This window comes from Streptomyces albidicamelliae, from assembly GCF_025642175.1.
GTDB classification, from domain to species: domain Bacteria; phylum Actinomycetota; class Actinomycetes; order Streptomycetales; family Streptomycetaceae; genus Streptomyces; species Streptomyces albidocamelliae.
The window spans coordinates 2,259,663-2,275,594 of record NZ_CP106795.1 but is presented as its reverse complement, the minus strand read 5'-3'; the positions used below and the strand labels follow the sequence as shown (position 1 = coordinate 2,275,594).

The 15,932-nt window shown below is 71.9% G+C and carries 13 protein-coding genes; 5 read left to right on the top strand and 8 right to left on the bottom strand.

What is annotated here, in order from left to right:
- The first annotated feature begins 10 nt into the window (after positions 1–10).
- Positions 11–352 carry a hypothetical protein gene (locus N8I86_RS10585; protein WP_263277645.1) on the top strand — a complete coding sequence of 114 codons (342 nt, stop codon included), beginning with the start codon at positions 11–13 and terminating at the stop codon, positions 350–352.
- A gap of 6 nt (positions 353–358) precedes the next feature.
- Here the strand turns inward: N8I86_RS10585 and N8I86_RS10580 are convergent, their stop codons facing one another.
- On the bottom strand, positions 359–2,185 hold the full coding sequence (locus tag N8I86_RS10580) for an endonuclease/exonuclease/phosphatase family protein (protein ID WP_263277644.1): 1,827 nt from the start codon (positions 2,183–2,185) through the stop codon (positions 359–361).
- A gap of 265 nt (positions 2,186–2,450) precedes the next feature.
- Here N8I86_RS10580 and N8I86_RS10575 point away from each other — a divergent pair, with 265 nt between their 5' ends.
- From N8I86_RS10575 to N8I86_RS10560, 4 genes are all read left to right on the top strand, one after another.
- Positions 2,451–3,878: a hypothetical protein gene (locus N8I86_RS10575; protein ID WP_263277643.1), complete on the top strand. Its 1,428-nt coding sequence runs from the start codon at positions 2,451–2,453 to the stop codon at positions 3,876–3,878.
- 279 nt (positions 3,879–4,157) lie between these two features.
- Positions 4,158–5,612, top strand: a complete 1,455-nt coding sequence (locus tag N8I86_RS10570) for a PhoX family protein (protein WP_263277642.1) — start codon at positions 4,158–4,160, stop codon at positions 5,610–5,612.
- 409 nt (positions 5,613–6,021) lie between these two features.
- A complete protein-coding gene (locus N8I86_RS10565) occupies positions 6,022–7,605 on the top strand; it encodes a TROVE domain-containing protein (RefSeq protein ID WP_263277641.1) in 1,584 nt (527 codons plus the stop codon).
- Between the two features lie 148 nt (positions 7,606–7,753).
- Complete coding sequence (locus N8I86_RS10560; RefSeq protein ID WP_123438299.1) at positions 7,754–8,320, top strand: TetR/AcrR family transcriptional regulator; 567 nt, start codon at positions 7,754–7,756, stop codon at positions 8,318–8,320.
- 70 nt (positions 8,321–8,390) lie between these two features.
- On the opposite strand, the gene N8I86_RS10555 is transcribed toward N8I86_RS10560, so the two are convergent.
- From N8I86_RS10555 to N8I86_RS10525, 7 genes are all read right to left on the bottom strand, one after another.
- A complete protein-coding gene (locus N8I86_RS10555; RefSeq protein ID WP_263277640.1) occupies positions 8,391–9,578 on the bottom strand; it encodes a TerD family protein in 1,188 nt (395 codons plus the stop codon).
- Between the two features lie 60 nt (positions 9,579–9,638).
- Entirely contained in the window at positions 9,639–10,628 is a 990-nt protein-coding gene (locus N8I86_RS10550; protein ID WP_073892488.1) for a zinc-dependent alcohol dehydrogenase family protein, read from the bottom strand.
- On the bottom strand, positions 10,625–11,449 hold the full coding sequence (locus N8I86_RS10545; RefSeq protein ID WP_073892485.1) for a carbohydrate ABC transporter permease: 825 nt from the start codon (positions 11,447–11,449) through the stop codon (positions 10,625–10,627). Before N8I86_RS10545 ends, N8I86_RS10550 begins: the two co-directional genes overlap by 4 nt.
- The gene (locus N8I86_RS10540) at positions 11,446–12,384 is read right to left on the bottom strand and encodes a carbohydrate ABC transporter permease (RefSeq protein WP_263277639.1); all 939 of its coding nucleotides are present in this window, start codon (positions 12,382–12,384) and stop codon (positions 11,446–11,448) included. Before N8I86_RS10540 ends, N8I86_RS10545 begins: the two co-directional genes overlap by 4 nt.
- A complete protein-coding gene (locus N8I86_RS10535) occupies positions 12,381–13,751 on the bottom strand; it encodes an ABC transporter substrate-binding protein (protein ID WP_123438302.1) in 1,371 nt (456 codons plus the stop codon). Before N8I86_RS10535 ends, N8I86_RS10540 begins: the two co-directional genes overlap by 4 nt.
- A gap of 87 nt (positions 13,752–13,838) precedes the next feature.
- On the bottom strand, positions 13,839–14,609 hold the full coding sequence (locus N8I86_RS10530) for a DeoR/GlpR family DNA-binding transcription regulator (protein ID WP_263277638.1): 771 nt from the start codon (positions 14,607–14,609) through the stop codon (positions 13,839–13,841).
- 388 nt (positions 14,610–14,997) lie between these two features.
- Positions 14,998–15,807, bottom strand: a complete 810-nt coding sequence (locus N8I86_RS10525) for an NAD-dependent epimerase/dehydratase family protein (protein WP_263277637.1) — start codon at positions 15,805–15,807, stop codon at positions 14,998–15,000.
- Positions 15,808–15,932: the final 125 nt, after the last annotated feature.

The following is a 15,932-nucleotide window of genomic DNA, read 5'->3' as shown; positions in this document are numbered from 1 at the left end:
TCCCGAGCAGGTGTGGGAGGCGGTCACCACCGGAACCGGCGGATACCTGTGGCCGACGGAACCGCCCGAGCCCCGGGTGGGCGGCAAGGGCCCCCTCGGATCCACGGTCACCGCCTGGGACCCGCCCCACCGCTACACCCACCGCAGCGAGGACGCCGGCCTCGGCGACCGGTCGCTCGACCAGGTCGACCACACCGTCGAGCCCCGCGACGGGCGCCGCCGCTCCTGGGTGCGCGGCAGCTGGAGCGCCCCGCTCGGCGTCGGCGTCCACGACTTCGCGCCGGACGCCGACGCCGAGGCGAACCGGACCGCCTGGCAGGACTGGCTGAACGGCGTGTTCGGCCGGTCCTGAGCGGTCCTACGGACGGAACCGCAGCACCTGCGGGTCGTGGTCGCTGATCTGGTCGTTGAACTCCGAGTTGATGTGCACGCTGTCGTACTCGAAGTCGCAGCCGCGGCGGATCGCCGGGCTGACCAGGATCTGGTCCAGGACCTGCTGGTTGCCCTGGTAGTCGTAGGTGTAACGCTCGCTCCGCGGCAGCGACTTGATCGCCGACCACAGCTCGCCGTCACCCTCGAGGATCTGCGCCGTCTCGGAGAACTCGAAGTCGTTCATGTCGCCGAGCGCGATGACGTTCGCGTTCTTCTGCACGGACAGGATGTCCTTGACGAACGTGTTCACCTCGGTCGCCTGCGCGTGGCGCTGCACCTCCGAGCTGCGCACCGGCGGCTGGTACTGCGAGGTCAGCCCCTGGTCGCCACCCTTGGAGTTGAGGTGGTTGGCGATCACGAAGACGGTCTTGTCGCGGAAGACGAACTCGCCCGCGAGCGGCTTGCGGCTCTTGGCCCAGGCCGCGTTCGCCGGGTCGATACGGCCCGGGGAGGCCGTCAGCTGCGCCTTGCCGTGCACCTTGGTGACACCGACCGCGGTGGTCGAGTCGCCGCCGGCACGGTCCACGAAGGACACCCGCTCGGGGTTGAACAGGAACACCTGGCGGATGTTGCCGCCCGGCTCGCCGCCGTCCTGGTCGTTGACCGGGTCGATCGAGCGCCAGTCGTACTTCGGGCCGCCCGCCGCGACGATCGCGTCGATCAGCTTGTTCACGGTCCCGCTCGCGTCGACCGTGCCGTCGTCCTTGGCGCCGTTGTTGTCCTGGATCTCCTCCAGGGACACGATGTCCGGCGACTGCAGGTTGTGCACGATCGCGGCGGCGTGCTGGTCGAAGGTGGCGTCCGACGGGTCGAGGTTCTCGACGTTGTAGGTCGCGACCGCCAGCTCGCGGCTCGACTGCTTCTGCGTCGTCTCGCGCTCCAGGCCGGCGCTCTTCAGCGTCCCCAGCCGGCTCGCGACCAGCGTGTAGCCGCCGAACTGGTTGAAGTCCAGCGGGCCGGTGGTCGCGCCCTCCAGGGTGTCGCCGACGTTCGCCTTCGGGAAGTCGGCGGTGGAGCCCAGGGACTGGATCTGCAGCCGGCCGGTGTTCTGCGACTCGTAGGAGCCGTAGACCGTGCCGCCGCGGTGGCTGCGGTGCTCCCACGGCTTCACCGTGACCCACAGCTCGCTGTACGGGTCCGTCGCGGTGACCACGCGGGCGTCGGCGACCTGGACGTCCATGCCCTCGAGGGACTCGTAGTAGTCCAGGGCGTACTTCGACGGGTCCAGGGTCAGACCGTTGATCGAGCCGGCGGCGGCGGTGTCGCCCTCCGGGGCGTACGCGTCCGGCACCGACCCGCGGTCCACGACGATCGGCGCCGGGACGGCGTTGCCGCTGGAGACGGTGGTGACCACCGGCTTGGTGATCTCCGTCAGCGACTGGTTGCCGGACGAGGCGCCGCCCGGGACGTACTCGGAGACCGTGCCGGTCACCGTCACCGAGTCGCCGACGGCGACCTTCGGCGTGGAGCTGGTGAAGACGAACACACCTTCGCTGGTGGCGGGGTTGTCGTCCGGGGTCGCGTCCTGCATCCAAAAGCCTTTGGAGGACCCGTACGTGCGCGTGGCCGTGACGATGCCCGGCACGTCCGTGACCTTCTGCCCGGCCAGCGGCGATATTCGGGTCGTGCCCTGGACGTCGTGGATGCGCACCGAGTCGGCGTGCGCGGGAGACGTGAGGACGACGGCGGACGTCGCGCTGCAGACGGCGGCGACGGTGAGCGCGGCGAGGCGCGCGGAAGACCTGCTCGGCAAGGGATCCCTCCGGGGACGTGCGTGAGCGCCGGGACGAGGGTGGAACGGGAGCGTGTCGGGCTCGTGGCCCTCTGTGACACGCATAGAGCCGAGTGAACAGTTGTCCCCCCAACTTCTACGCGCGTCAATCTCCTGCCTGACGCCGGGAGTTGTCAAGGTTTCGGCCATGTACGCGGGCTGACCGGTAGATGAACCGGGCTGCATGGGTGGAAATCCGTCTAGGCTGAGCGGCTGAGCCCGTTCACGGTCCGAGGAGAACCAGCCGATGCCAGACAGCTCCCCCCTGCCGCCCGTACGGCTGCGCCCCGAAGCGGAGCTGGCGCACGCCGCGCTGTCCACGCCCCTGCTCTCCCGGGCCGCCCGCCTGGCCCGCTGGGCCGGACCCGAGACCCGCGTGGACGCCGGCGGCGGACTCGCCGAGGAGCAGCTGCCGGCCGCCGTGGAACTCCTCGGGCTGACGGGTGACGACGCCGTCGCCCACGCGAGTGAGGCGTGGCGGGTCGCCGTGGACGCGGGCCTGGTGGAGATCGTCGACGAGGAGGCCGGCACCGTCCGGGCGGGGGCGGAGCTGGGGCTGCTCACCGGGGGTTCCCCGCACGACGTGCTCACCGTGTGGCTCACCGCCCTGGAGACGGTGCTCGCCGACGCGAGCGTGCCCGATCTCGACGACCTGGTCGCCGCCATGGACGAGGACGGCGAGGTCGATTTCTCGTCACTCGACTGGGACCCGGATGCCGAGGCGGAGTTCCTCGACGGCGTCCTCGGCAACCTCTACCTGCTGACCGTCAGTGAGGACGGTCCCGGCGAGGGTCCCGTCCCGCTGCCCGCCCTCGCCGCGTCGATGATCGTGCCGGACGACATGGGCGAGCCCACCAACGACGTCCTGGAGCAGGTCTCCGACGCGATGATGCGCCTCGACGACCAGTTCCGGACCCTGGAGCCGGTCGGACTGGTCGAGTACCGGCCGGTGGACGAGGCGCTGATGGCCGACGCCGACGACGAGCCCGGCGCGCCCGTCGACGACACCGACGTCTCCCGCTACGGGATGGTCCGCCTCACCCCGCTCGGCGTGTACGGGCTGCGGGCGCGACTGCTGGAAGCCGGCTTCGGGGCACCCGCCGTCGGTGAACTCGTCGACAAGGGCGCGGACGCGCTGCTCGACGGCACGTCGGCGTTCGGGCAGTCCGCGGCCCGCGCCGAGACCGAGCAGTGGCTGGCCCGCCGTGAACCCCTGTCCTCGGCACGGGAGTTGCTGGCCGCGGCGCGCGGCGCCGACCCCGGGGCGCCGCTGCGCAGGCTGCGCTGCCAGCAGGCCCTGTCCCTGGTGGGCGCGGAGGCCGAACCGGCTCTGCGGGAGGTCCTCGACGACCCCGAACTGGGCGGGCTCGCCCGGGTGTGGCTGAGCGAACGCGGGGCCGCCGAGGTGCCGGCGCCCTCCGAGGAGCTGGTGTTCTGGCTGACCGTGGACACCGTGGCCGCGCAGCTTCAGGCCGAGGGGAACTCCGACGAGCTCCAGGCTCTCGTGGAGGGACTGGCCGAGCAGCACAGCGGTTTCTTCTCCGCCGCCTGGCGGGTGGACCACCCCGCCACCGCGGACGTGCTGGAGGCGATGGGCCGACTGCACCCCGACAAGAAGGTGGCCAAGGAGGCCCGGAAGGCCGCGTTCAAGGCGCGCTCCCAGCAAGGGGGTTGAGCGACGGGAGCATGGGCCCGGGGCGAGTGACGGAGCCCGGGCCCGGCGGTTCGGCGCCGGCACGCGAGAAGACCGCAAGGCCGGACCCGGGCCCCACCCGCCGTACCGGACGCAGGGGGCGGCGCTTTCGCTGGGCATGGGGCAGTTCATGCGGATTCTCGAACACGGGCCCCCGAAGTAGCCCCGCGTTCAACTCCCGTTCAGAAGTGGACGGGAACGTGTGCGCCGAAACCGAGGCCCGCCACCCTCCACGGCACTCCCACCGTCACAGGAGACACCATGTCGCTCACCCGCAGGGACTTCGCCAGGAAATCCGCGATCACCGGTGCCGGGGTCGCCCTGGCGGGCAGCGTCGGCGCGCTCGCCACCGCGCCGAACGCCCTCGCGTCCACGGAGACCGACACCGAGAGCGCGGACGGCGCGCCGGCACACGGCCACCACGGCGTCGGCTACGGCCCGCTCCTCCCCGACCCCGACGGCATCCTCGCGCTGCCCGCCGGCTTCCGGTACGAGATCATCACCTACAGCGGGAAGACCAAGCTGGAGTCGGGCGAGTTCACCCCGTCCAACCACGACGGCACCGCCACCTTCCGCGGCCCCCGCGGCACCACCCTGCTCGTCAACAACCACGAGCTGGCCGGCGCCCGCGCGCAGTGGCCGCACCCGGTGCCGCTCACCGAGGGCCTCGTGTACGACCCCGCCGCGGCCGGCGGCTGCACCGTCGTCGAGGTCCGCCACGGCGGCGAGGTCGCCGAATGGGTGGGCATCGCCGGCACCGCCACCAACTGCGCGGGCGGCAGCACCCCGTGGGGCACCTGGCTGACCTGCGAGGAGACCGAGGACAAGACCGGCAAGAACGGCTTCACCAAGGACCACGGCTACGTCTTCGAGGTCGACCCCGAGGACCGCCGCGCCAACCGCGACCCCAAGCCCGTCAAGGCCTTCGGCCGCTACGCCCACGAGGCCGTCGTCATCGACCCCAAGCGCGGTCACGCGTACCTCACCGAGGACGCCTCCGGCCCCAACGGCCTGTTCTACCGCTGGGCCCCGCCGGAGGGCTTCCGCCACGGCCGCGGCAAGCTGCGCACCCTCGCCGACGACGCCGGCGTCCTCCAGGCCTTCAAGTGCTTCGACTCCGGCGGCAAGTTCGTCGACGACCTCTCCCGCGCCACGAAGGTCGGCACCGTCTTCGGTGTCGACTGGGTGGACGTCCCCGACCGCGACGCCAGGACGGTCTCCGTCCGCAAGCAGTTCGAGACCGGCCAGGTCACCCGCGCCCGCAAGCTGGAGGGCATGTGGTGGGGCGACGGCGGCGTCTACGTCGTCTCCTCCTTCGCCCGTGCGGAGAGCCCCGTCCAGCACGACGGCCAGGTCTGGTTCTACGACCCCAAGCGCCGCACGCTGACCCTGAAGGTCCTGCTCGGCGTGAACCCCGACCCGGCCGCGGACGGCGCCTTCGACGGGCCGGACAACATCACCGTCTCTCCCTACGGCGGCCTGGTCATCGCCGAGGACGGCGAGGGCGTCCAGCACCTGTTCGGCGCCACCGACAGCGGCCGCACCTACCCGATCGCCCGCAACGAGCTGAACATCGGCACCGCGGAGGAGCCCGAGTACAGCGAGTTCACCGGCGTCACCTTCTCCCCGGACGGCCGCACCCTGTTCGCCAACATCCAGACCCCCGGCATCATGCTGGCCATCACCGGCCCCTGGAAGCGGCAGAAGCGGGGCTGAACCCCGCGCCGCGATTAATTCGCTCGCCCGTCCCGCGGCCCCCCTCCTAGAGTGATGTTCGTCCAGGAGCGGGAGCCGCCGGCCTCGATCTCTGGACACCGAAGAACTTCACGCACCTCCCGGTGCGAAGGCAACGGCTACTTCCCTTTCCCGGAATGAAAAACAGCCGTCGCCGAGCTGATCTCGGGAGGCGCGGCACATGGTGGGTGTCCGGTGCGCAGGCAGCGGTTACTTCATTGATCGGACGGTTGCGGGTTCGAGTCCCGTCACCGACTTCGGGTCGGTGTAGCTCAATCGGTAGAGCATCTGGGTAAACACCGCCGTCGACCCTGATCTCGGGCACCCTCCAGCTGCCGCGCCTCCCTCCGGAAAGACGACGAACACGGTCAGGAATTCGGGGGAATTCACCATGGCGCGATTCAACACGCGTACCGCCAAGGCACAGCCGAAGTCGGCGGTCACGTCGACCGGCCGCATCCTGCGCACCTACGAGGGCGGGCGGGGTCAGGAGCGCGACCCTCGCTCCGAGCTCTTCCTGCTCGCGGTGGCGAACTTCGTCTCGCAGAACACCTTCTACGAGAAGGCCGAGGACCGCGACGACCGGTACACCCGCCTCGTGCGCGATCTCGCCGTGACCGACCCGGTCTGGACGGCCGGGCTGCTGCGCTGGCTGCGCGGTGACGGCAACATGCGGACGGCCTCGATCGTGGGCGCCGCCGAGTACGTGCACGCGCGGCTCGCGGCCGGCGCGACCGACGGACCGTCGAACCGGCAGGTCGTCGACTCCGTGCTGCAGCGTCCGGACGAGCCCGGCGAGCTGCTGGCCTACTGGACGTCGACGTACGGCCGCGCCGTGCCCAAGCCCGTCAAGCGGGGCGCCGCCGATGCCGTACGACGGCTGTTCCACGCCAAGTCGCTGCTCAAGTACGACACCGCGACCAAGGGGTACCGCTTCGGCGACATCCTGAACCTCGTGCACGCGTCCCCGGACGCGGACAAGCCGTGGCAGGGCGAGCTGTTCCGGTACGCCCTCGACCGCCGGCACAACCCGGACACCGCCGTGCCGCCCGCGTCGCTCCCGGTGCTCACCGCGCACCGCGAGCTGATGGCGCTGCCCGTCGCCGAGCGCCGGGCGGTCGTCACCTCGCCCGGCGGCGCCGAGCGGCTGGCCGCTGCCGGGATCACCTGGGAGGCGCTGGCGGGCTGGCTCCAGGGCCCGATGGACAAGGCGGCGTGGGAGGCCGTCATCCCGTCCATGGGCGCGATGGCGCTCGTCCGCAACCTGCGCAACTTCGACCAGGCCGGAGTGTCCGACGAGGTCGCGGCCCGGGTCGCCGCGCGGATCAGCGACCCCGAGCAGGTGGCACGCTCGCGGCAGTTCCCCTTCCGCTATCTGGCCGCCTACCAGCACGCGCCGTCGCTGCGCTGGTCCTACCCGCTGGAGCAGGCGCTCGGCCACTCGCTGGCCAACGTGCCCGTGCTGCCGGGCCGGACCCTGGTGCTGGTCGACCGGTCGGGCTCGATGTTCTGGTCGCCGGTGGCCGAGCGCTCGCAGCTCAACCGGGCCGACGCGGCGGCGATCTTCGGCACCGCCCTCGCGCTGCGGGCGGAGAGCGCCGACCTCGTGCAGTTCGGTTCGACCAGTGACAGGGTGAGGTTCCGCAAGGGGGAGTCGGTGCTGAAGGTCCTGGGGCGCTTCGGTGACCTGGGCGGCACGGACACCACCGCGGCGGTGCGCCGGCACTACAAGAAGCACGACCGGGTGCTGATCGTCACCGACGAGCAGTACGCGCCGAGCGGGCACGGCGGCCCGACCGACCAGATCCCGGACCGGGTCCCGGTCTACACCTGGAACCTGGAGGGCTACCGGGCGGGCCACGGCCCGTCGGGCTCGGGGAACCGGCACACCTTCGGGGGTCTCTCGGACGCGGCGTTCCGGATGGTGCCGCTGATCGAGGCGGCCCGCGACACCCGCTGGCCGTGGCAGCACTGAGCCGCGACGGCCGGCACCGGGCGTGGCCCGCACTTCACGGGGGGTGCGGGCCACATCCGTGTCCACGCGCGGGCCGCACGCCCGGGACCGGCCGGGCCGGGGATCGGTAAAATCCGAGGAGAACCGCCGGTTCGCGAGGAGTTGCTGGATGTCGCAGGTCAGGCCCATGCGCGCGGACGCTCGGCGCAATTACGAGCGGTTGCTCGAGGTGGCGGCGGAGGCCTTCGCCGAGCACGGGGAGAACGCGTCGCTCGACCAGATCGCCAAGCGGGCGGGCGTCGGCTCCGGCACGCTGTACCGGCACTTCCCCACGCGGCGGGCGCTGCTGGAGGCGGCGTACGTGGACCGGATCGAGGCGCTCGGCAGACGCGCCGACGAGCTGGCGGCGGAGCTGCCGCCGGGGGAGGCGCTCCCGGCGTGGCTGACCGAGCTGTGCGCGGCGACGACCCGGCTGCGGGGCATGAAGGCCCTGTTGGGGGCTGCCGTCGCGGACGGCGGCGCGGTGGCGGTGACGGCCTGCGGTACGGCGGTGCAGGGGGCGGCGACCAGGCTGGTCGGGGCCGCGCAGGAGGCCGGGTGCCTGCGGGCGGACCTCTCGCCGGTCGAGGTGCTGCGGCTGGCGCACGGGGTGGCCACGGCGTCGGAGCTGGGAGGCGGGGGGCCCGAGGAGATCCGCCGGTATCTGACCTTGCTGTGGGAGGGGCTGCGGGCGTAGCGGGCGGCCTGCGCGCGGGGCTGTCCTGCGCGCAGGCCGGGGTCGTCCGCGGAGCCGGGGCTCCGGGAAGCTACAGCGCCCTCGCCCCCGGGTCCACCATGTTGCGGACCGTGCGGGCCTTGACGAAGTCGCCGATCGCCGTCATGTCCCACTCGCCGGAGAACTGGCGGACGAGCTTGGCCATCATGACGCCCGTCTGCGGCTCGGCGCCGGTGAGGTCGAAGCGGACCAGTTCCTCGCCCGTCGCCGTGTCGACGAGACGGCAGTACGCCTTGGCGACCTCCGTGAACTTCTGCCCGGAGAACGAGTTGACGGTGAAGACCAGGCCGGTGACCTCCTGGGGGACACGGCCGAGGTCGACCACGATGACCTCGTCGTCGCCGCCGCCCTCGCCGGTCAGGTTGTCCCCGGAGTGCTTGACCGCGCCGTTCAGGATCGTCAGCTTGCCGAAGTAGCAGCTGTCGATGTGGTTGCGCTGCGGGCCGTAGGCGATGACCGAGGCGTCCAGGTCGATGTCCTTGCCGCGGAACGCGGGCTCCCAGCCGAGACCCATCTGCACCCGGGAGAGCAGCGGCCGGCCGCCCTTGACCAGGGACACGGTCTGGTTCTTCTGCAGGCTGACCCGGCCCTTGTCCAGGTTGATCTTCCCGGCGCCCGGCGCGGGGGGAGCGGGCGGTGCCGGGGGCATGGGGGGAGCGGCCGGGGCGGACACCGCCGGGGCCGGCGGGGCGGGTGCCTGCGGCGCGGCGGCGGGAGCGGCGGCCGGCTCCTCCACCGTCACGCCGAAGTCGGTGGCGATGCCGGCCAGTCCGTCGGCGTACCCCTGGCCGACGGCGCGGGCCTTCCACTGGCCGTTGCGGCGGTAGATCTCGACGATGACCAGTGCGGTCTCGGTGCCGAGCTGCGGCGGTGTGAACGAGGCCAGTTCGGTGCCGCCGTCCGCGTCGCGGATCGTGGCGGTCGGCTCGATGCCCTGGAAGGTCTGGCCGGCCGCGTCCGGGCTGGCGGTGACCACGATCTTCTCGATGTCGGACGGTACGGCCGCGGTGTCGACCGTGATGGCGTCGGGTGACGTACCGCCGCCGGAGCGGTACGTCACGCCGGGGCCCGCCGGCTGGTTGTAGAAGATGAAGTCGTCGTCCGAGCGCACCTTGCCGTCGGCGGTGAGCAGCAGGCCCGACACGTCGAGCCGCACCGGGGCGGCGACGTCCACCGTCACGCGCGCGGCGGAGAGAGGGATGTTCGAGCCAGGGGTCATAGCTGTCATGCCGGGTGAACGAACGAGGGCGCTTTACCGTTCCCTTACCAGCCGATCGGCCTACGGCACCACGACGATCTTCCGTCCCACCCCGGCCGCGAACTGCTCCAGAGCCTGGGGGTAGCGCTCCAGCGGGATCCGGTCGCTGATGAGGACGTCCGGGTCCAGCACCCCGCCGGCGAACAGTTCGGCGGCCCGCTCGAAGCTGTGCAGCACGGCCATGGAGCCGGTGATGGTGATCTCCTGGTTGTAGACGCGGTACGGGTCGATGGTGACCCGGGTCGCGTAGTCGGCGACCCCGAACTGCAGGAACGTCCCGGCCTTCGCGACCCGGTCCAGGCCGTCCTGGATGGCCGCCGCGTTGCCGGTCGCGTCGACCACCACGTCCCAGCCGTGCGGCCGGTCGAGTTCGTCCGCGCCGGCCGCCGCGCCCGAGACGCCGAGCCGGCGGGCCGTCTCCAGGCGGGCGGGGTTCACGTCGACCACGTCGACGCTCGCCGCGCCGGTCCGCTTGGCCAGCTCCAGCATCATCAGGCCCATGGTCCCGGAGCCGTAGATCAGGACGTGCGCGCCGAGGCGGGACCGGAGCACGTCGTAGCCGCGGACCGCGCAGGAGAGGGGTTCCACCAGGGCCGCGTCCTCGGTGCGCACGTGGTCGGGCAGCCTGACGCAGTTGGCCACCGGGGCGAGGGCGTACCGGGCCGCGCCGCCCGCCGTCGTCACGCCGATCGCGGCCCACCGCTCGCACAGGTTGTTGTGACCGGTACGGCAGTACCGGCACTCGTGGCAGTACAGCGAGGGGTCGACCGCGACCCGGTCGCCGACGGCGACCTCCGTGACCCGGGTGCCGACCCCGACCACCTCGCCGGCGAACTCGTGCCCCGGCACGATCGGCAGCTCGGGGGCGAACTCGCCCTGGAGGATGTGCAGGTCGGTGCCGCACAGACCGCACGCGGCGACCTCGACGACGACCTCGCGGGGCCCTGGCGTCGGGTCCGGGACCTCGGTGACGACGGCGCGGCCCACGGACTCGATGACGGCGGCCTTCATTTCACGGCTCCCAACGACAGGCCCTGGACCAGTTTGTCCTGGGCGGCGAACCCCGCGGCGAGCACCGGCAGGGAGATGACCAGCGACGCGGCGCACACCTTCGCCAGGAACAGGCCCTGGCTGGTGATGAAGCCGGTCAGGAAGACGGGGGCGGTCTCGGCGACCACGCCCGTCAGGACCCGGGCGAAGAGCAGTTCGTTCCAGCTGAAGATGAAGCAGATCAGGGCGGTGGCGGCGATGCCGGGCAGGGCGATCGGGGCGACCACGCGCGCGAGGATCACGGGCAGTCGGGCGCCGTCGACGCGGGCGGCCTCGATGACGGCGACCGGCACCTCGGCGAGGAAGGACTGCATCATCCACACCGCGATCGGCAGGTTCATGGAGGTGTACAGGACGACCAGGAGCCAGATGTTGTCGAGCATTCCGGTGTTCTTGGCGAAGAGGTAGACCGGCAGCAGTCCCGCGACGGCCGGCAGCATCTTCGTGGAGAGGAAGAAGAACAGGACGTCGGTCCATTTCCGCACCGGGCGGACGGACAGGGCGTAGGCCGCCGGGAGGGCCAGCAGGAGAACGAGGAGCGTGGAGGCCGCGGACGCCACCAGGGAGTTGATCAGGGCGGGCCAGGGGCTCGCCCCGCCGCCGCTGCCGAAGAACTCGCGGTAGCCGTCGAGGGTCGGCGAGGCGGCGAAGGAGGGCGGGTTGGTCGCCGCGTCGGCCTCCGAGTGGAAGGACGTCAGCGCCATCCACGCGACGGGCAGGAAGAACACGATCCCGGTCAGCCAGGCCAGGAGACCCAGGCCGCCTCGGCGCAGGACACTCATGCGCGGGACACCTCCTCGCGGAACAGGGACGACACCACGCGCAGTGCGAAGGTCGCGATGACGATCGAGCCGACGACCACCAGGACGCCCGCGGCGGAGGCGAGCCCGTTCTCGTGGGCCTGGTAGAAGCTCTGGTAGACGGTGTAGGGCAGGTTGGCGGTGCCCAGGCCGCCGGAGGTGAGGGTGAAGACGGCGTCGAAGTTCTGCACGATGTAGACCGACCCCAGCAGGGCGCCGAGTTCGAGGTAGCGCCGCAGGTGGGGCAGGGTGAGGTGGCGGAAGATCTGCCAGTCGCTCGCGCCGTCGACGCGGGCGGCCTCGATCTGCTGCTGGTCGCGGCTCTGCAGTCCGGCCAGCAGGATCAGCATCATGAACGGCGTCCACTGCCACACCAGGGAGGCCTCGACCGCGAGCAGCGGGGTCTTCGAGATCCAGTCCGGCTGCGGGCCGCCCACCAGGTGCAGCAACCCGTTGAACAGGCCGTACTCGGGGTTGTAGAGCACGTGCTTCCACAGCAGGGCGGCGGCCACCGGTACCACGAGGAAGGGGGCGATGAGCAGGGTGCGGACGATGCCGCGGCCGCGGAACCTGCGGTCCAGCAGCAGGGCCAGCGCCAGCCCCAGGACCAGGCTGGCCACCACCACGGCCGCCGTGAGCAGCACGGTCGTCCACACCGAGTGGCGCAGGTCCGTGTCGGTCAGCACCTGGCGGTAGTTGTCGAGGCCGGTGAAGTGACGGGCCTTCGGGTAGAGGGCGTTCCAGTCGAAGAAGGAGATCACCAGCGTGGCCACGAAGGGCAGCTGGGTCACCACGATCATGAAGACCAGGGCGGGCAGCAGCGGGGCCCGGGTGGCCCAGGCGCGCAGCCGGGCGGGGGGCCGCCGTACCGTCCGTGCGGGAGTGGCCGTGAGCGGGGCCGTCGTCGTCGCTGTCATCGTCCCTCGTACTCCTCGGAGATCCGCTCGGCGAGCGCCTGGGACTTCTTCAGGGCCGTGCCGACGGACTGGCGTCCGGCGATGGCCGCGCTGATCTCCTGGGAGACCTTGGTGCCGAGGTCGGTGAACTCGGGGATGCCCACGAACTGGATGCCGGGCGCGGGGCGCGGCTGGACGCCGGGGTTGTCGGGGCGGGCGCTCTCGATGGCCTCCCTGGTCATCTCCTGGAAGGCGGCCGCCTCCTTGCGGTAGGCGGCCCTCTCGTAGGTCGACGCGCGTTTGCCGGCCGGGACGTTCGACCAGCCGCCGGTGTCGCCGACCAGTTGCTCGTAGCCCTTGCCCGAGGCCCAGGAGACGAACTTCCAGGCCTTGTCGGGGTTGCGGGAGGCGTGCTGGATGCCCCAGGCCCAGGTGTAGAGCCAGCCGGAGGACCGGGTCTCCTGCACCGGGGCGGGTGCGTAGCCGAGCTTGCCCCGGACCGGGGAGCCGTCGGCCTCCAGCAGTCCGGCGGCGGAGGTGGCGTCGTACCACATGGCGACCTTGCCCTGCGTCATGTTGTTCAGGCACTCGGCGAATCCGGCCTGGGCGGCGCCGGACTCGCCGTGCTCGCGGACGAGGCCGACGTAGAAGTTCGTGGCCTTCTCGAAGGCCGGGGAGTCGAGGCGCGCCTTCCAGTCCTTGTCGAACCAGGTGCCGCCGAAGGTGTTCACGACCGTCGTCAGCGGTGCCATCAGCTCGCCCCAGCCGGGCAGCCCGCGCAGGCAGATGCCCTTCATGCCGGGCCGGGCGCCGTCCGCCTCGGCGGCGAGCGCGGCGACCTGCCGCCAGGTGGGGTGGGCGGGCATGGTCAGGCCCTTCGCCGCGAACACGTCCTTGCGGTACATCAGGAAGGACGACTCGCCGTAGAAGGGCTGCCCGTAGAGCTTGCCGTCGTCGCCGGTGAGGGACTGGCGCATCGGCTTCAGGACGTCCCGCTCGTCGTACGCGGGGTCCGCGGCGACGTACCCGTTCATGGCGTGCAGCCAGCCGTTGCGGGCGTAGATCGGTATCTCGTAGTTGGAGAGGGTGGCCACGTCGTACTGGCCCGCCTGGTTGGCGAAGTCCTGACTGATCTTGTCGCGGACGTCGTTCTCCGGCAGCACCGTGAAGTTGACCTTGATGCCGGTCTCCTTGGTGAAGTGCGCGGCGGTCAGCTTCTGCAGCTCGGTCATCTGGGGGTTGTTGACCATCAGGACGTTGAGGGAGTCGCCGCCGGAACCGGTCCCGCCCGCACCGGCCCAGCAGCCGGAGATCAGCGGGGCGAGCAGCGTCCCTGCGGCGGCCGTGGCGAGCGTGGCTCGCGGCCTCCGTCGGCTCGGGGTGCGCATGGATCGCTCCTGGAGGTATGGGGATATAAGGGGCGCTCGGAGGGGTGGCGCGCCCTCGGGGGAGGTGGGTGGAGGTGGGTGGGGCAGTCAGACCCGGACGACCTGCGGGCCCAGCAGGGAGTAGCGGTGGGCCTCGGCGGCCGGGAGCAGGGTGCTCGTCACGATCGCCTCCAGGGCGCCGACCTCGGCGAACCGGCAGAAGCTGACCGCTCCGAACTTGGTGTGGACCCCGGCGAACACGGTCCGCCGGGCGCCCCGGATCGCCTGCGCCTTGACCTCGCTGACGGCGGGGTCGGGCGTGGTGAGTCCGTGCTCGCGGGAGATGCCGTTGGCGCCGATGTAGGCGAGGTCGACGACGAATCCGGCCAGCATCCTCGTGGTCCAGTGGTCGACGGTGGCCAGGGTGCCGGGGCGGACCCGGCCGCCCAGCAGCAGGACGGAGACCTGCTCGGCCTCCGCGAGGGCGCCCGCGACCGGCAGGGACGCGGTGACCACGGTCAGCTGCCGGTCCCGGGGGAGGGCTTCGGCGATGAGCTGCGGGGTGAAGCCCTCGTCGACGAAGACGGTCTCGGCGTCCCCGAGCAGCTCGGCCGCGGCGGTCGCGATCCGGCGCTTCTCGGGCACGTGGCTGGTGGCCCGGAAGGCGAGCGTCGTCTCGAAGCCGGCGCTCTCCACCGGGCAGGCCCCGCCATGGGTGCGGCGGACCAGGCCGTGGTCCTCCAGCGCGCGCAGATCGCGCCGTACGGTCTCCTTGGCCACGCCCAGCTCGGCGGCGAGCGCGGTGACGTCCACCGAGCCGGTGGCGCGCGCGGCCCGCACGATCTCGCGCTGGCGTTCTTCCGCCGTCCTCGTGCTCATGCCGTCACCCGCTTCCCTGGGAACTGCCCGTTCGGGCCCATGGGGGAAGTTCTACAGCGGGTGCGCGGCGCTGACCAGGTCTGTTGCGGGCCCGATACTGCCCGGGTGTGCCCGTTCGCCCCCTGCTGTGCCCGTCGCGGACCTGCGGCGGCGTGGGCGGCGGGGTGGGAGCGGGCGGCGCGGATGCCCGAACGCGGCGCGGGCGGGCCCGTTCGGTGCCCGTCCGCGCGCGTGGACGGTCGTTTCCGGCTGCCGGCCCGCCGGTGTGAGGGCTGCCGGGCCCGCCGGCGTCACGGCTGTCGACCCACCGGCGTCACGGCCGTCGGACTCGCCGGTGTCACGGGTCTCCGGCCCGGCGGTCTCCCGGCTGTCCGGAGCCGACGGCGGCTCAGTGGGGCCAGATCGGCGGGTCGGTCACGAAGTGCCCGCCGAGGCGGCCCTGGGCGGGGTCCGCCGGGTCCAGTTCGCCCTGTTCGGCGATCAGCTTCGCGGCCCAGGGTTCGGAGTCGTCCCGCGGTTCGTAGCCCAGCGCCCGTGCCGAGGTGAGGTCCCACCACAGGCGGGTGTTGGCGGAGGAGCCGTAGACCACCGTGTGGCCGACGTCCTCGGCGGTCAGGGCCGCGTGGAAGAGGCGGGCGCCGTCGGCCGGGCTCATCCACACCGAGAGCATGCGCACGCTGGTCGGCTCCGGGAAGCAGGAGCCGATGCGGACGGAGACGGTCTCCAGGCCGTGCCTGTCCCAGTAGAGCTGGGCCAGGTCCTCGCCGAAGGACTTGGAGAGGCCGTAGAAGGTGTCCGGGCGGCGCGGGGTGTCGACCGGGATCAGCGGATCGCCCGCGCGCGGGGCGGGGGTGAAGCCCACGGCGTGGTTGGAGGAGGCGAAGACGATCCGGGGCACGCCTTCGAGGCGGGCCGCCTCGTACAGGTTGTAGGTCCCCTCGATGTTCGACCGGAGCACTTTCTCGAAGGGGGCCTCCAGGGAGATCCCGGCGAGGTGGAGGACCGCGTCCACGCCCCGCACGGCCTCGCGCAGGGCCTCCTTGTCGGCGAGGTCCGCGGTGATCGCGTCCGGCGCGTCCTCCACGGGGCGCACGTCGAACAGGCGCAGTGTGTGACCGTGCTCCGGCAGCAGGGACCGCATCAGGGTGCCGAGCCCGCCTGCGGCGCCGGTGAGCAGGACGGTGCGGGGTGCGGGCATCCTCGGTCTCCTTCGACGTCAACGGCCGCGTTCATGAACGGCATTCACATGCGTGGACACGCTAGGGAGCGCGGACTTGCCTCGTCAAGTGTGCCGTGAACGGGGGAAATCCGCCGCCGATGCGC

What these genes read in the sequence shown, in the direction of transcription:
- N8I86_RS10560 (WP_123438299.1), top strand. Translation starts at nt 7,754, where the DNA reads ATGTCGCAGGTCAGGCCCATGCGCGCGGACGCTCGGCGCAATTACGAG.
- N8I86_RS10540 (WP_263277639.1), bottom strand. Translation starts at nt 12,384, where the DNA reads ATGACAGCGACGACGACGGCCCCGCTCACGGCCACTCCCGCACGGACG.
- N8I86_RS10555 (WP_263277640.1), bottom strand. Translation starts at nt 9,578, where the DNA reads ATGACCCCTGGCTCGAACATCCCTCTCTCCGCCGCGCGCGTGACGGTG.
- N8I86_RS10570 (WP_263277642.1), top strand. Translation starts at nt 4,158, where the DNA reads ATGTCGCTCACCCGCAGGGACTTCGCCAGGAAATCCGCGATCACCGGT.
- N8I86_RS10525 (WP_263277637.1), bottom strand. Translation starts at nt 15,807, where the DNA reads ATGCCCGCACCCCGCACCGTCCTGCTCACCGGCGCCGCAGGCGGGCTC.
- N8I86_RS10530 (WP_263277638.1), bottom strand. Translation starts at nt 14,609, where the DNA reads ATGAGCACGAGGACGGCGGAAGAACGCCAGCGCGAGATCGTGCGGGCC.
- N8I86_RS10575 (WP_263277643.1), top strand. Translation starts at nt 2,451, where the DNA reads ATGCCAGACAGCTCCCCCCTGCCGCCCGTACGGCTGCGCCCCGAAGCG.
- N8I86_RS10535 (WP_123438302.1), bottom strand. Translation starts at nt 13,751, where the DNA reads ATGCGCACCCCGAGCCGACGGAGGCCGCGAGCCACGCTCGCCACGGCC.
- N8I86_RS10550 (WP_073892488.1), bottom strand. Translation starts at nt 10,628, where the DNA reads ATGAAGGCCGCCGTCATCGAGTCCGTGGGCCGCGCCGTCGTCACCGAG.
- N8I86_RS10565 (WP_263277641.1), top strand. Translation starts at nt 6,022, where the DNA reads ATGGCGCGATTCAACACGCGTACCGCCAAGGCACAGCCGAAGTCGGCG.
- N8I86_RS10545 (WP_073892485.1), bottom strand. Translation starts at nt 11,449, where the DNA reads ATGAGTGTCCTGCGCCGAGGCGGCCTGGGTCTCCTGGCCTGGCTGACC.